General features: G+C 74.0%; 12 protein-coding genes. 6 read left to right on the forward strand and 6 right to left on the reverse strand.

Features of this window, described 5'->3' with window-relative positions; all coding sequences use genetic code 11:
* Window positions 1-1,481: acyl-CoA dehydrogenase family protein (locus BJP40_RS22130; protein ID WP_071281829.1), on the reverse strand; the 1,481-nt coding region annotated here is incomplete at its 3' end.
* Between the two features lie 191 nt (window positions 1,482-1,672).
* Between BJP40_RS22130 and BJP40_RS22135 the strand changes: the two genes are divergently transcribed.
* Together BJP40_RS22135 and BJP40_RS22140 are read left to right on the forward strand one after the other, a co-directional pair.
* Complete coding sequence (locus BJP40_RS22135; protein ID WP_079171364.1) at window positions 1,673-2,923, forward strand: YihY/virulence factor BrkB family protein; 1,251 nt, start codon at window positions 1,673-1,675, stop codon at window positions 2,921-2,923.
* The gene (locus BJP40_RS22140; RefSeq protein ID WP_079171365.1) at window positions 2,920-3,696 is read left to right on the forward strand and encodes a helix-turn-helix domain-containing protein; all 777 of its coding nucleotides are present in this window, start codon (window positions 2,920-2,922) and stop codon (window positions 3,694-3,696) included. Before BJP40_RS22135 ends, BJP40_RS22140 begins: the two co-directional genes overlap by 4 nt.
* A gap of 47 nt (window positions 3,697-3,743) precedes the next feature.
* Here BJP40_RS22140 and BJP40_RS22145 read toward each other — a convergent pair whose 3' ends face one another.
* A complete protein-coding gene (locus BJP40_RS22145) occupies window positions 3,744-4,193 on the reverse strand; it encodes a VOC family protein (protein WP_071263823.1) in 450 nt (149 codons plus the stop codon).
* 150 nt (window positions 4,194-4,343) lie between these two features.
* On the opposite strand from BJP40_RS22145, the gene BJP40_RS22150 reads away from it, so the two are divergent.
* From BJP40_RS22150 to BJP40_RS22160, 3 genes are all read left to right on the forward strand, one after another.
* Window positions 4,344-4,937 carry a DM13 domain-containing protein gene (locus BJP40_RS22150; RefSeq protein WP_071263821.1) on the forward strand — a complete coding sequence of 198 codons (594 nt, stop codon included), beginning with the start codon at window positions 4,344-4,346 and terminating at the stop codon, window positions 4,935-4,937.
* A gap of 127 nt (window positions 4,938-5,064) precedes the next feature.
* The gene (locus BJP40_RS22155) at window positions 5,065-5,535 is read left to right on the forward strand and encodes a cation:proton antiporter regulatory subunit (protein WP_071263819.1); all 471 of its coding nucleotides are present in this window, start codon (window positions 5,065-5,067) and stop codon (window positions 5,533-5,535) included.
* Between the two features lie 2 nt (window positions 5,536-5,537).
* Window positions 5,538-6,773: a cation:proton antiporter gene (locus BJP40_RS22160; protein WP_079168831.1), complete on the forward strand. Its 1,236-nt coding sequence runs from the start codon at window positions 5,538-5,540 to the stop codon at window positions 6,771-6,773.
* A gap of 6 nt (window positions 6,774-6,779) precedes the next feature.
* On the opposite strand, the gene BJP40_RS22165 is transcribed toward BJP40_RS22160, so the two are convergent.
* From BJP40_RS22165 to BJP40_RS22180, 4 genes are read right to left on the reverse strand one after another with little or no spacing between them, the layout of a single operon-like run.
* Entirely contained in the window at window positions 6,780-7,565 is a 786-nt protein-coding gene (locus BJP40_RS22165; protein WP_226962379.1) for a trans-aconitate 2-methyltransferase, read from the reverse strand.
* 42 nt (window positions 7,566-7,607) lie between these two features.
* The gene (locus BJP40_RS22170) at window positions 7,608-8,843 is read right to left on the reverse strand and encodes an aminotransferase class V-fold PLP-dependent enzyme (protein WP_079168830.1); all 1,236 of its coding nucleotides are present in this window, start codon (window positions 8,841-8,843) and stop codon (window positions 7,608-7,610) included.
* A 13-nt stretch (window positions 8,844-8,856) separates the two neighbouring features.
* On the reverse strand, window positions 8,857-10,191 hold the full coding sequence (locus BJP40_RS22175) for a pyridoxal-phosphate dependent enzyme (RefSeq protein ID WP_071263813.1): 1,335 nt from the start codon (window positions 10,189-10,191) through the stop codon (window positions 8,857-8,859).
* Window positions 10,188-11,693 carry an alanine racemase gene (locus tag BJP40_RS22180; RefSeq protein WP_071281831.1) on the reverse strand — a complete coding sequence of 502 codons (1,506 nt, stop codon included), beginning with the start codon at window positions 11,691-11,693 and terminating at the stop codon, window positions 10,188-10,190. Before BJP40_RS22180 ends, BJP40_RS22175 begins: the two co-directional genes overlap by 4 nt.
* A gap of 831 nt (window positions 11,694-12,524) precedes the next feature.
* Here BJP40_RS22180 and rsgA point away from each other — a divergent pair.
* Window positions 12,525-13,583, forward strand: coding sequence for a ribosome small subunit-dependent GTPase A (gene rsgA, locus BJP40_RS22185; protein WP_071281833.1), 1,059 nt, complete (start codon window positions 12,525-12,527; stop codon window positions 13,581-13,583).
* Window positions 13,584-13,697: the final 114 nt, after the last annotated feature.

Raw genomic sequence — 13,697 nt, forward strand, 5'->3', positions numbered from 1 at the left:
ACGACCCGCCGCGCCCGGGCCTCCAGCCCCTCCAGGTCGGCCAGTTCCGTCAGCAGGCCCTTGACGGCCGCGTCCAGCCGGTGGTCCGCGCCCCGGGCCCGCCCGATCTCCGTCAGGTACGCGTCGAGCGCCCGCGGCTCCCGCTGCAGCGCCCGCAGCACGTCCAGCGCCTGGACGTTGCCCGAGCCCTCCCAGATCGAGTTCAGCGGCGCCTCGCGCAGCAGCCGGGGCATCCCGGACTCCTCCACGTAGCCGTTGCCGCCCAGGCACTCCGACGCCTCCGCCACCGTCGGCGTGCACCGCTTCGTCACCCAGTACTTGGCGGTGGGCACCGCGAGGCGCAGCAGCGCCCGCTCGCCCTCCGCGTCCCCGCCGTCCGCCTCCACCGCGTCGTACGCCGCGGCCAGCCGCATCCCGAGGACGGTCGCCGCCTCGGACTCCAGCGCCAGGTCCGCCAGCACGTTGCGCATCAGCGGCTTGTCCAGGAGCGGTCCGCCGAAGGCGCTGCGGTGCGCGGTGTGGTGCACGGCCTGCGCCACCGCCTGCCGCATCAGCGCCGCGGACCCCAGCACGCAGTCCAGCCGGGTCGCCGCCACCATCTCGATGATGGTGCGCACCCCGCGGCCCTCCTCGCCGACCCGGCGTGCCCACGTCCCGTCGAACTCGATCTCGCTGGAGGCGTTGGAGCGGTTGCCGAGCTTGTCCTTGAGCCGCTGGATGCGGAACGTGTTCCGGGCGCCGTCCTCCAGCACCCGCGGCACGAGGAAGCACGTCAGTCCCTCGGCCGCCTGCGCCAGGACCAGGAAGCCGTCCGACATCGGAGCGGAGCAGAACCACTTGTGCCCCGTCAGCGCGTACTCGCCCTCGGCCGCCAGCGGGGCCGCCGCCGTCGTGTTGGTCCGTACGTCGCTGCCGCCCTGCTTCTCGGTCATGCCCATGCCGAAGAGCACGCCGGACTTCTGTGCGGCCGGCCGCATCTCCTCCCCCTCGTACACCCGGGAGGTCAGCTTCGGTTCCCAGAAGGCCGCGAGCTCCGGGTCCGCGCGGAGGGCCGGTACGGCCGCGTGGGTCATCGACAGCGGGCAGCCGTGCCCCGCCTCGGCCTGCGTCCACACCAGGAACCCCGCCGCGCGCCGCACGTGGCCGCCCGGGGTCGCCCAGGCGGCGGTGAGCCCGGCGCCGACCGCGTGGCCCAGCAGGCGGTGCCAGGAGGGGTGGAAGTCCACCTCGTCGATGCGGTGGCCGTAGCGGTCGTGGGTGCGCAGCTTCGGCGGGTTCTCGTTGGCGAGGGCGCCCCAGCTCTGTGCGTGGACGGAGCCGGCGCTGGTGCCGAGCGTCGACAGCTCCGTCCGCGCCTCCTCGTGGAGTTCGGGTGGAAGGTGACGCTCCACAGCTTCGGCGAGGGCCCGGTCGGCGGTGAAGACGTCGTACCCGACCAGCGGCGGAGGCTGGTTGGTCACGGTGTGGGTGGTGGCTGCCATACGGATACGGTAAGGAGGTGCAGGCAGCGAAGGAAACACCCGAGTCGGCCAGGGGAGCGGCCGTATCCGGCGGCCCCGCCGGGGCCCCCTCCGCGGACCCCGGTGCCCAGGGGGGACAGGGCGCCAGGGACGGGTCCCCTGGCCGGCTCCACCGGGCGAGGGTCCTCTACCGGAACGTCTCCAAACGGAAGATGGCCTGGCTCCTCCTCAAGGACACCGTCAACTCGTGCATCGAGTACCGCATCCTGGGTCTCGCCGCCGAGGCCGCGTTCTTCACCCTGCTGTCCCTGCCGCCCCTGATGCTCGGCCTGCTGGGTCTCCTCGGCTACATCGACGAGTGGACGGACACCACCACCGTCGCGTCCATCGAGCGGAACATCCTCGCCGCCGTCGGCACGGTCCTGTCCGACCGGGGCGTCAACGAGATCGCCCGCCCGCTCATCGAGGACGTCACCCGCGCCGGCCGGCCCGACGTGATCTCGATCGGCTTCGCCATCGCGCTGTGGTCCGGGTCCCGCGCCGTGAACGTCTTCATCGACACCATCACCGTCATGTACGGCCTGGACGGCCACCGCGGCATCGTCGCGACCCGGCTGCTCGCCTTCCTCCTCTACATCGTCGCCCTGCTGATCGGCGCGGTCGTGCTGCCGCTCGCCGTGGTCGGCCCCGACCGGGTGGTGGAGCTGGTGCCCTGGGGGACGGAGGTCGTCGCCGTCCTGTACTGGCCGGTCGTCATCCTGCTGTCCATCGCGTTCCTGACGACCCTCTACCACGTGTCCGTCCCGGTGCGGTCGCCGTGGGTGGAGGACGTGCCGGGCGCCCTGGTCGCGCTAGCCATGTGGGTGCTGGGCAGCTTCCTGCTGCGCATCTACCTGACCAGCACGGTCGAGGGCCCCACCATCTACGGCTCGCTGGCCGCGCCCATCGCCGTCCTGCTGTGGATCGGCATCTCCGCGTTCGCGGTGCTCGTGGGCGCCGCCGTCAACGCCGCGATCGACCGGGTCTGGCCCTCGGTCACCACGGCCGCCGCCCGCGCCGAGACCGAACGGGCCCGCGCGGCCGAGGCCGCCGCGCTGGTGGCCCGCGCCCGCGGGGCCGGGGCGGAGACCGACCCCGACGACCCCGACATGCCCGCGGAGTTCCCCGAGCGGTGGTCGCGGTTCCTGCCGCCCGACGACGTGAGGAGCCGCTTCCCGTGGGAGCGGGGCGACCGCACGGAGAAGAAGCCGCCCGAGAAGAAGCCCTCGGAGAGCAGGCCGCCGGAGAAGAGGCCTTCGGCGGACAAGCCGCCCGGGAAGCTCCTCGCGCAGACGGAGAGGCGGGTGCCGGAGCCGCCGCCCGCGGAGCACCGCCCGGCCGGCCCCGGTCCGGCCCGGGAGGCGCCGCAGACGGGTCCGGTGCAGAAGAGGGGCAGGCACCGCAAGGACGGGAGCGCCCGCTGAGTGCCGGCTACCGGGAACGGCCCTCACGCCTCCCCGGCGCCGCCGTGTGGGCCGTCCCGCCGGGGCGGGCGGCACACGAGGTGCGGCCGGTCCTGCCGGACGGCTGCATGGACCTGCTGTGGAGCGGGGGACGGCTGATCGTCGCCGGGCCCGACACCCGCGTGTACGACCCCGAGGGCGGCGGGGCCGCCTGGGCGGGCGTGCGGTTCGCCCCGGGCGACGCGCCCGCCCTCCTCGGCGTGCCGGCGCACGTGCTGCGCGACCGCCGGGTGGCACTCGCCGACCTGTGGCCGGCCCGGCGGGTGGCCGGCCTCGCCGCCCGGCTGGACGCGGCCGCCGACGCGGCCACCGCCCTGGAGGACCTGGCGCTGCGACTGGCTGCGGACGCCCCGCGCCCCGACCCGCTGGTGCGGGCCGTCACCGCGCGGCTGGACGCCGGGTGGAGCGTGGCCGCCACCGCGGCGTGGGTCGGGATCGGTGCCCGGCAACTGCACCGCCGGTCCCTGGACGCCTTCGGCTACGGCCCGAAGACGCTGGCCAGGATCCTGCGCCTGCAACGCGCCCTGGCCCTGGTGCGCGACGGTGTGCCGTACGCCCGGGCCGCGCTGCTCGCCGGCTGCACGGACCAGGCCCATCTGTCCCGCGAGGTCCGCGCGCTGACCGGCACCACCCTGACGGCCCACACCGCGGGCCGACGGGACCACGGGCGTCGAGTCCCGCGGAGCCGACGGCCGGCGCCGCGGACACCCGGCGGCCCGCACCAGGCAGGGTGACGGCCGGTCCGACCGGCCCCTGCGTCCGGGGCGCCGGCCCGTACGGTTCACGGTGCCGTCGGCGCCGCCCCGCTGTCGCCCTGGGCGGCCGGCCCGGTCGGGTCCGCGTCGGCGTAGAGCTGGACGCCCCGCCCGTCCGGGTCCAGTACGACGGCGTAGCGCTGCCCCCACACCGCGTCCCAGGGCGCGAGGTGCCCGCGGTGGCCGGCGGCGAGCAGTGCGTCGTAGGTCGCGTCGACCTCCGCGGGGCCCGCGCAGCGGAAGGCGAGCGCGACCGCGTCGCCGCCGGTCGGCCGGGTCCACCCGGGGTCGTACGAGCGGACGGTCTCCTCGGTGTCCCACATGAGCCGCAGGCCGCCGGGCAGCGTGGCCTCCGCGTGCGGGGCGGTGTCGGCGGAGGCGGGGACCTCCAGGCCGAGGAGGCGGTAGAAGGCGAGGGAGGCGGCCATGTCCGAGACGACCAGGCCGAGGGCGTCGAAGCGGGGAGTCGGTGTCATGGCCGCAGCGTAGGGCGCCCGGCCCCGCCGGTCTTGTCGGGATCGGACATGATCGGACGTAAGACTTCCGTCATCCGGACGAAGCCCCTGACCGGGTGTTCTTCGCGTTGAATGGCCTCCACGACAGCGATATGCGAGGAGGCGGTGGCGATGGCCGGCGTTCGGAAACTGGTGACCCGACCCGTGGTGATGGGCGTGGCGGTGGTCGCCCTGGTGGCGCTCGGCTTCGGCCTGTACTGGTTCCAGCCGTGGAAGCTGGCCACGGACGAGACGGTCGACGAGGCGCTGCCCGGCGCGGTCGTCACCGCCCCGGCGGAGCCCGGCGCCCCCGCCGCCCCGTCGGCGGAGCCGTCCGCGCAGACCCCCGCGTCACCGTCGCCCGAGGCCGGCCCGCAGACGCTGGCCACGGGCACCTTCATCACCCACGAGCACGGCACCACCGGCACGGTGAGCGTCCTGCGGCTGCCCGACGGCTCGCAGGTCCTCCGTCTGGAGGACCTCGACACCAGCAACGGCCCCGACCTGCACGTGTGGGTGACCGACGCCCCCGTCATCGAGGGCAAGGCCGGCTGGGGCGTCTTCGACGACGGTGCGTACGTCGACCTCGGGAAGCTCAAGGGCAACAAGGGCGACCAGAACTACGCGCTGCCCGCCGGCTTCGACCTGGAGGCGTACGGCAGCGTCAGCATCTGGTGCGACCGGTTCAACGTGTCGTTCGGCGCGGCCGAGCTGAAGAAGGCGTGACGCACCGGCGCAGGGCCGGGATCTGACACACGGGAAAACGGGCACATAAGGCGTATAGCGGGACGTGTGTTGATATGGTGAGCATGCTGCCGTCCCGCTCCACGTGAGTCGCCCCGGAGGTGCGGTCATGCCCACCCGTCGCACCCCCCTGCCCGGCGTCGGCGCGCAGTACGACTTCACCACCGAGGAAGGCCGCCGGCTGTCCGTGGTCGTCCACCACGACGGCCGCCGCTTCCTCGGCTTCTACCGCACCGACGACCCCGACACCTGCGAGGCGGCGGTACCCCTCACCCCCGAGGACGCCGCCGCCCTCGCCCAGCTCATCGACCCCGTACCGGTGGACGGCATCCGCACCGACGGGCTCGACCTCGTCACGGAGCACATCCACGTCACCAGCCGCTCCCCGTACGGGGGGCGGCTGCTCGGCGACACCCGCGCCCGCACCCGCACCGGCGCCTCCGTCGTCGCCGTCCTGCGCCGCACGAGCGCCCATCCGTCACCCGGACCCGACTTCCGGCTCGCCATCGGCGACACGCTGGTCGTCGTCGGCACCCGCGAGGGCGTCGACGCGCTCGGCGCGATCATCGGCGGTGAGTGACCGTGCACGACACGGCCGCCCTCCTCATCGAACTGGGCGCGGTCATCCTCGCCCTCGGCCTGGCCGGCCGGTTCGCCGAACGCCTCGGGCTCTCCCCGATCCCCCTCTACCTGCTGGCGGGCCTGGCGTTCGGCGAGGGCGGCATCCTGCCGCTCGACGCCACCGAGGAGTTCGTCGCCGTCGGCGCCGAGATCGGGGTCATCCTGCTGCTGCTCCTGCTCGGCCTGGAGTACAGCGCCTCCGAACTCGTCACCAGCCTGCGCACCCAGTACCCCTCCGGCCTCGTCGACTTCGTCCTCAACGCGACGCCCGGCGCGGCCGCTGCCCTGCTGCTCGGCTGGGGACCGGTCGCCGCCTTCGCCCTCGCCGGCGTCACCTGGGTCTCCTCCTCCGGCGTCATCGCGAAGGTCCTCACCGACCTCGGCCGCCTCGGCAACCGCGAGACACCCGTCGTCCTCGGCATCCTCGTCATGGAGGACCTGCTGATGGCCGTGTACCTGCCGGTGCTCACCGTCCTCCTCGCGGGCGTGAGCCTGGCCGGCGGCAGCGTCACCCTGCTGATCTCCCTCGGCACGGTCGGCGTCGTCCTCTACCTGGCCCTGCGCCACGGCCGCCACATCAGCCGCGCCGTGTCCTCCGACAACCCCGAGATGCTGCTCCTCGTCGTCCTCGGCCTGACCGTGCTCGTCGCGGGCGTCGCCCAGCGGCTCCAGGTGTCCGCGGCCGTCGGCGCGTTCCTCGTCGGCATCGCCCTGTCCGGCGAGGTCGCGGAGGGCGCCCGCAAGATCCTCGCCCCGCTGCGGGACCTCTTCGCCGCGGTGTTCTTCCTCTTCTTCGGCCTGTCCACGGCCCCCGGCGCCATCCCCCCGGTGCTGCTGCCCGCGCTGCTGCTGGCCGTCGTCACCGCCCTCACCAAGGTCTACACCGGCTGGTACGCGGCCGGGCGCGCCCTCGTGGGCCGCCGCGGCCGGTTCCGGGCCGGCGGGGCGCTCGTCGCCCGCGGTGAGTTCTCCATCGTCATCGCGGGCCTCGCCGTCGGCACCGAGCCGAAGATCGGCCCGTTCGCCACGGCGTACGTGCTGATCCTCGTGATGCTCGGACCCTTCACCGCACGCTGGACGCAGCCCGCCCTGTACGGACTGCGCGACCTGGTGGGCCGCCCCCCGCGGCGGCGCCGGAAGCCGCCCCCCGGGCACGGGGAGCGCACCGAGGCCCCGGAGACCTCCGCCGCGGGGTGACCGCCCTCAGGCGCGCACCGCCACCAGGACGCAGCTCGGCCCGTACTGCCACACCGGCCCCGCCGCGGCGAACCCCGCCTCGTGGAGCAGCTCCACGTGCCGGCGGAGCGTCAACCCGTTGTCGCCGCCGGCCCCGGCCCCGCGCCGGGCCCGCTCCGCGAGCGGCCCGGCCAGCTCCGGCGCCCGGGTCGCCGCCGCCCACCAGCCGCGCCAGTCCTCGTGGGCGTCGGCCCCGTGCCGTTCGGCGTGGCGCCGGCCCACGACGGCCGCGAGCCGGGCCACCGCCGGGTCCTCCTGGAACAGGTGGTCGCCGTTGACCAGCACCCCGCCCGGGCTCAGGCTGTCGTGCAGCTGCCCGTACACGGCCAGCAGCGCCGGCTCCGGCAGGTAGTGCAGCGCCGTCGCCGACACCACCGCGTCCAGGGGCCGGTCCAGCCCCAGCGCCGACAGCCAGTCGGGCTCCCCGATCGTGGCGTCCGCGAACCGCACGAGCGAGCCGTGGTGGGCCCGACCCAGCGCGAGCAGCAGCGGATCGGTGTCCACCCCGACGACCTCGGCCCGCGGAATGCGCCCCGCGAGGCGGGCGGCGAGCGAACCGGGGCCGCAGCCGAGGTCCGCGAGCAGCGGACGCCGCACCGCGGCCGTCGCGGTCTCCACGACGTCGGCGATCACCGTGAAGCGGGCCTCGCGGTCGCACGCGTACCGCTCCTGCTGGAGGTCCCACCTGCGGATCCACTCACCCGCGCGTTCGGCCGTCAGTTCGTGCGCCACCATGGTCGTCGTTCCGGACATCTTCCCCTCGTGCTCCCTTGCCGTTGGTGCTCCGTCGTGCCGTCAGGCCGTGTCCAGGCCCTCCAGCACCCCGAGGAGCCGGTCGATCTCCTCGGGCGTGTTGTAGACGTGCAGGCTGACCCGCACCGAACTGTCCGCCTCACCGGCCCGCGCCTGGCACAGCCCGTCCGCCCGCACCAGCAGCCCGTGCGCGGCGAGGATGAACCCGAGGTCGTTGGCGCTGATCCCGCGGTGCCGGAAGGTGACCAGTCCCTGCCTGCGCTGCACCGGGGACGCCGCGGGCAGGCTGAGCGGACAGCCCAGCACCTCGTACGAGCCGAGCCTGCTCAGCCCGTCCGTGAGCCGCACGCCCAGGCCGACCGTCCACTCGTCGATCCGGGCCACGCCCGCCGCGTCCAGCCAGTCCAGCGCGGCCCGCAGGCTGAGGATGCCGGTGGTGTTGGGCGTGCCCTGCCAGCCGCCGGGCCGGTAGGGGGCGCCGCGCCGCCCGCGCGCCCAGACCACGCCCGTGCCCGGCAGACCCATCGCCTTGTGCCCGGAGAACACCGCGAAGTCCACGTCCAGGGCGGCGAGGTCCACCGGCAGGTGGCCGACGCTCTGCGCGGCGTCCAGGCAGATCGGGACGTCCGGCCCGACCACCTCCCGCACCCGGTGCACGTTCATGTCGGCGCCGTACACGTGGTGCACGTGCGTGGCCGCCACGAACCGGGTGCGCTCCCCGACCAGCCCGGCCAGCGCCTCCAGGTCGTAGTCCCGGGACTCCTGCTGGTACGGCATGGGGTGCACGGTGATCCGCACGCCCCGCTCGGCGAGCAGGTCCCGCGCCTCCAGCCACGGCAGGTGGTTGGCCTCGTGGTCGGCGAACGGCACCACGATCTCGTCGCCGTCCGCGAGCCACCGCACCAGCCAGTCCCGGGCCACGCTGCGCAGCCCGTCGGACGCCCCGCTGGTGAACCACACCGCGGACCTGTCCGGGTCCGGGTCGCCCAGGAACGCCTTGACCCGCTCCCGGGTCTCCTCGATCAGCGTCGTGGTGCGGTTCGCCCAGGTGTAGGTGCCCCGCCCCGCGTTGGCGTTGCAGCCCGTCAGGTACGCCTGGACGGCGTCGAGGACCGCCTTCGGCTTCTGCGCGGTGGCCGCGCTGTCCAGGTACGCGAGACCGGGGTTGCCGGTCACGATCGGGAACTGCTCGCGCAGCGGCCGCTGCCACTCCCGCAACCCGGCCGAGGGCCCCACCGCGGGGCCGGCCGCCGCGGGACGCGTGTCGGACGTCGTCATCGCGTGCCCCCTCTCAGTCCCGCACCATCGGCGCGCCCGCGTCCCGCCAGGCGATGATCCCGCCGGCCAGGCTGCGCACGTTCCGGTGCCCCATCCGGGTCAGCAGCGCCGCGTACGCCACCGACTGCTCGCCCACCGGGCACACCAGCAGCACCGGCTGGGACCGCCCGAACGGCAGCCCGCCGTGGAGGAGTTCCGCGAACAGTTCGTCCACGATGTTCACCGACCCCTCGATGTGCAGGGCCGCGAACGCGAAACCGCCCCGCAGGTCGACGACCACGGGCCGCTCCGCCGCGATCCACGAGCGGGCCTCCTCGACGCCGATGACGTGCACCGCGTCGAGCTCCTCCGGGGTCAGCGTGGCGGGGGAGTTGGGCCGCGGCGGCCGCCGCAGCAGCTCGGGCCTGCGCTGCCGCACGTAGCTCATGTAGCTCTCGACCCGGTCGCAGACGATGAACACCGCAGTCCGCCGCCGCCCGTCCTCCCGCGGCCCGCACGTGTCGTCCAGCGCCCGCAGGTGGCGTACGGCTCCGAAGTACGCGGCTCCGCCGGTCGGCCCGGCGAGGATGCCGCAGCGCCGTACCAGGGTGAGCATCCCGTCGATGGCCTCGTCGGCGGTCACCGACTCGACCGTGTCGTAGGTGGCGGGGTCGAACAGGCCGACCTCGTGGACCTCGTCGATGTTCCGGATGCCGGGGATGAAGTCCGACTTGTGCGCGACGAGCCCCACAACCGAGGTGTCCGGGTCGTGGGCGCGCAGCGCGCGGGCGGTGCCGGTGGAGGACCCGGCCGTGCCCACCGCGGCGACGAACCAGTCGGGGGCCGTGCCGCCCAGGTCCTTGATGATCTCCGGGCCGGTGCCGGAGGCGTGCGCCTCGGCGTTGGCCGGGTTGTAGTACTGGTCGGTGTGCAGGTACTGCCCGTCGTCCGCGGTCAGCATCCCGTGGATGCGGGTCAGCGGGTCCTCGGTCGCCGTCGGGTCCAGGCACTCCGCCTGGCCGGGCAGCTCCTCGATCTCCGCGCCGAGCAGCAGCAGCAGGTCCTTGATCTCCGGGACCTTCATGCGGTTGGTGACGCTCTTGAACGGCAGCCCGTGCATCCCGGCGATGACGGCGAGCGCCTTCGCGGTGTTGCCGCTGGACAGTTCGACGACCGTGCGGCCCTGCTCCTGTGCCTGCGCGAGGTGCGGGCGGGCCATCCGCCACGCGGCCCGGTCCTTGACGGAACCGAACGGGTTGAGCAGCTCCAGCTTGGCGTACAGGTCGATGTGGGCGAGCCCGTGGACCTCCGGTGCGATCCGGACGAGGGGCGTGTCGCCGATGGCGTCGGTGATGTGGTCGTACCTCATACGGCGTCCCCCAGGTCGTCGCCCGCGGTGAGGTGGGGCCAGTACTGCTCGTCGAGGCACCAGCGCCAGTCCCCGCCCGGGCCCCCGTACACGGCGGCCTTCCGGGCGACGGGCTGCATCATGGCGCGGTCCGCCGTGAAGTCCATGAAGTACCCGGCGGTGTTGACGAAGGCCAGCAGATCGCCGGTGCGCGGCGCCCGCGGCAGGTACACGGCGCGGCGGCTGATCAGGTCGGACTCCAGGCACAGGTTGCCGAGGAGGTACACGCCGACGGGTCCACCGCCGTCACCCTCCTCGCGCCGCGGCACGAGGACCGGGTCGACCAGCAGCCCGTGGTCCTCCAGGCCGATGTCCCTGGCGTTCGCGGCGAGCCGCACGAGGCGCTCGCCCGCCGGGGTCACGCGGACCTCCATCACCTCGGCGAGGGTGAGGCCGCACTGGTCGGTCAGTGCCCGGCCGGGCTCGGTGTGCAGGTCGTACAGGTTCTCCAGGAGCAGGGTGGCGAGCGGCCGGCCCAGGGCGGGCGCGCTCTGCCCGAGCAGCGCGTCGAGGTAGCGCGGTCCCGCCACCGGGCGGTGCCCGGGGTAGACGCCGAGGGCTCCGCGCAGGGTGCCGTTCTCCGCGCGCAGCCCGTAGCCGTGGCCCTCCCAGGTGACCGGCTCGCGCCTGCCGAGCAGCGCGCGGGTCAGCTCCGTGGTGTACGCCTCCCACTGGGCGCCGTCCGCGAGGTAGTCGACGCCGAAGCCGCCGCCGATGTCGACGGCCCGGGGCCGCAGACCGCGGCGGCGGCACTCGTCCAGGACCCGCAGGGACCCTTCGAGCGCGACGGCCTTCTCGGTGAGGGCCATCGTGTCCAGGTGGAAGGAGACGCCCGTCAACTCGACGCTGTCACGGTGCTTCTCGGCCAGGTCCAGCAGGGCGCCCGCCTCATCGGCGGGGATGCCGAAGCGGCTGCGCCGGGTGAGGGTCCGGGTGCCGGGAGAGGGGAACCCGGACAGCCGCGGCATCACGGACGCGCGGGGCAGTCCGTGGCGCTCGACGAGCCCGGCGAGTGCGGTGAGTTCGGTGGTGGAGTCCACGCAGACGGTGGTGCCGGTGCGGGCCGCCAGCCACAGGAAGGCGGGGTCCTTCGGGCCGGTCGCGGTGATCCGGTCGGGGGTGAAGCCGCAGCCCAGGGCGTGCTGGAGCTCGCCGAGGGAGGCCACGTCGACGCCGACGGCCGCCGCCCCGGCGGCGCCCCCGCTGGCCGGGGCGAGCGCCGCCAGCCGACGTACGAGGGCGCTGGAGCGGTTGGCCTTGTGCGCGTACGCGATCCGCCCGGCGAGCCGGTGCCGGGCGTAGACGTCCTGGAAGCGGCGGACGTTGTCGGCGATCTGGTCCGGCAGCACCACGTTCAGCGGCGAGCCCAGGGCGGCCGTCAGGGAGTGGAGGAAGGAGGGGGAGTCCAGCAGCGCCGCCGCCCGTGACTCCAGTCGTGGTGCGAGATACAGCGGTTCGCTCATGCGGGTGTGGTCCTGGTCCTCTCGGAGGGACGGTAGTCGTCTCGCGGCCGAGTGTGACGGGGCGGTGGACGCAGCACGAGCATGCCATCAACTGACAATGGTTGTCATAAGCACTCTGGGGACCGGCGCCCGGATTCATACAATCGGAATGTGTAGGTCCGTAGTCCGCCGCAGCCTGCCCCGTTCACGCGCCCCCGCCCCGCCGCCCGGGCTCCGGGGCCCGCTGCGCACATCCCCCTCATACGAAACGCGTACCCATCGCCGGGACGTGCCGCCCGTCACGGAGCACCCGTTTACGGCGCAGAGGGGGAGCGGCCATACGTCAGGTGCCGTAGGCGGAATGGGGGGCGAGGCGGCCTTGAAAAACCCGATGGCGCCGCCGCAGGCACCCCGGTTGGCGTGTCGGCGACAACGAACGACCCCGGGAGCGGACCTGCGCTGCCCGCGCCACGACATGGAGGTGAGGACGTTGATGACTGGTACTCAAGGCCGGCCTGCGGCCTACCGTCTGGAACCGGTCCCTCGCGACGTGACGACGGAACGCCCGCAACCGATGCCAGGCGGGTGAGGTCTCGGATTTAATCGGTGGTGCCGTGCCCTGGGGCGGAGCTATGGTTCTGCTCGTTCCGAGGCGCGGCTGTGTCGCTGCCGAGGGCAAGGTGCTGGTTCGTTGAGGAAAGACCGGAGGTGAGGACATTGATGACTGTCACGGCGACGGGCTCTGCCCGCAATCAGGAGTTCATCGTTCCCACCCCCGTGGTCTCCGGCTGACACCCACTCGATCCGCGCGCCCGGAGCGCGCCGCCGGGGCCACCCTTCGAAGGGTTCCCCTTGTTCAACGCTTCGCTCAACACGTCTTCTGCCTCTGGTGCTCGGCACGTCCTCGCCGTCTACGGCTGGGACGAGGGCTGGGAGGCCGAGTTCGCCCCGTACGCCGCTCAGGGTCTGCTCCCGGGCCGGGTCGTCCGGGTCGATCGCGGTCAGTGTGACGTGGTCACCCCTGACGGCGTCGTCCGTGCCGACACCGCGTTCGTCGTTCCCCATGACCCGATGAAGGCCGTGTGCACGGGGGACTGGGTCGCCGTCGATCCCGAGGGCGGTGATCCCCGGTACGCGCGCACGATCCTGCCCCGGCGGACCGCGTTCGTGCGGTCGACGTCCTCCAAGCGGTCCGAGGGCCAGGTGCTGGCCACCAACATCGATCACATCGTCGTCTGCGTGTCGCTCGCGGTCGAACTCGACCTCGCCCGCGTCGAACGCTTCCTCGCGCTGGCCTGGGAGTCCGGCGCCCAGCCGCTCGTCGTGCTCACCAAGGCCGACCTGGTGCCGGACCCCGTCGGCCTGTCCTACCTCGTACGGGACGTGGAGGCGACCGCCCCCGGTGTGCCGGTGCTGCCGGTCAGCTCCGTCTCCGGCGACGGCGTCGACGTGGTGCGCTCCGTCGTCGCGGACGGCACCAGCGTGCTGCTCGGCGTCTCCGGGGCCGGCAAGTCCACCCTCGCCAACACCCTGCTCGGCGAGGACGCCATGACCGTCCAGGCGACCCGGGACGTCGACGGCAAGGGCCGGCACACGACCACCACCCGCAACCTGTTCCTGCTGCGCGGCGGCGGCGTGCTCATCGACACGCCCGGTCTGCGCGGCGTCGGCCTCTGGGACGCCGGGACCGGCGTCGGTCAGGTCTTCGCCGAGATCGAGGAACTTGCCGGGCGGTGCCGCTTCCACGACTGCGCCCACCAGGCGGAGCCGGGCTGCGCGGTGCTCGCCGCCGTCGACACCGGGACGCTGCCGCTGCGGCGCCTGGAGAGCTACCGCAAGCTGCTGCGCGAGAACCAGTACATCGTGGCCAAGACCGACGCCCGCATGCGGGCCGAGAGGCGCCGCGAGTGAAAGCGCCGGGGCGCCGAGGGCCGCGCCGCCATGGAGGCCAAACGAGGCGGTGCCCCGCGCCCCCGCTGACGGCACCCCGCCGCACCCGCGAGGTGGCCGCGCCGCGCGGGTGCG

The organism is Streptomyces sp. CC53 (assembly GCF_001865245.1).
Lineage (GTDB): Bacteria > Actinomycetota > Actinomycetes > Streptomycetales > Streptomycetaceae > Streptomyces.

What these genes read in the sequence shown, in the direction of transcription:
- BJP40_RS22135 (WP_079171364.1), top strand. Translation starts at nt 1,673, where the DNA reads ATGGCCTGGCTCCTCCTCAAGGACACCGTCAACTCGTGCATCGAGTAC.
- BJP40_RS22145 (WP_071263823.1), bottom strand. Translation starts at nt 4,193, where the DNA reads ATGACACCGACTCCCCGCTTCGACGCCCTCGGCCTGGTCGTCTCGGAC.
- BJP40_RS22150 (WP_071263821.1), top strand. Translation starts at nt 4,344, where the DNA reads ATGGCCGGCGTTCGGAAACTGGTGACCCGACCCGTGGTGATGGGCGTG.
- BJP40_RS22155 (WP_071263819.1), top strand. Translation starts at nt 5,065, where the DNA reads ATGCCCACCCGTCGCACCCCCCTGCCCGGCGTCGGCGCGCAGTACGAC.
- BJP40_RS22165 (WP_226962379.1), bottom strand. Translation starts at nt 7,565, where the DNA reads ATGTCCGGAACGACGACCATGGTGGCGCACGAACTGACGGCCGAACGC.
- BJP40_RS22170 (WP_079168830.1), bottom strand. Translation starts at nt 8,843, where the DNA reads ATGACGACGTCCGACACGCGTCCCGCGGCGGCCGGCCCCGCGGTGGGG.
- BJP40_RS22175 (WP_071263813.1), bottom strand. Translation starts at nt 10,191, where the DNA reads ATGAGGTACGACCACATCACCGACGCCATCGGCGACACGCCCCTCGTC.
- BJP40_RS22180 (WP_071281831.1), bottom strand. Translation starts at nt 11,693, where the DNA reads ATGAGCGAACCGCTGTATCTCGCACCACGACTGGAGTCACGGGCGGCG.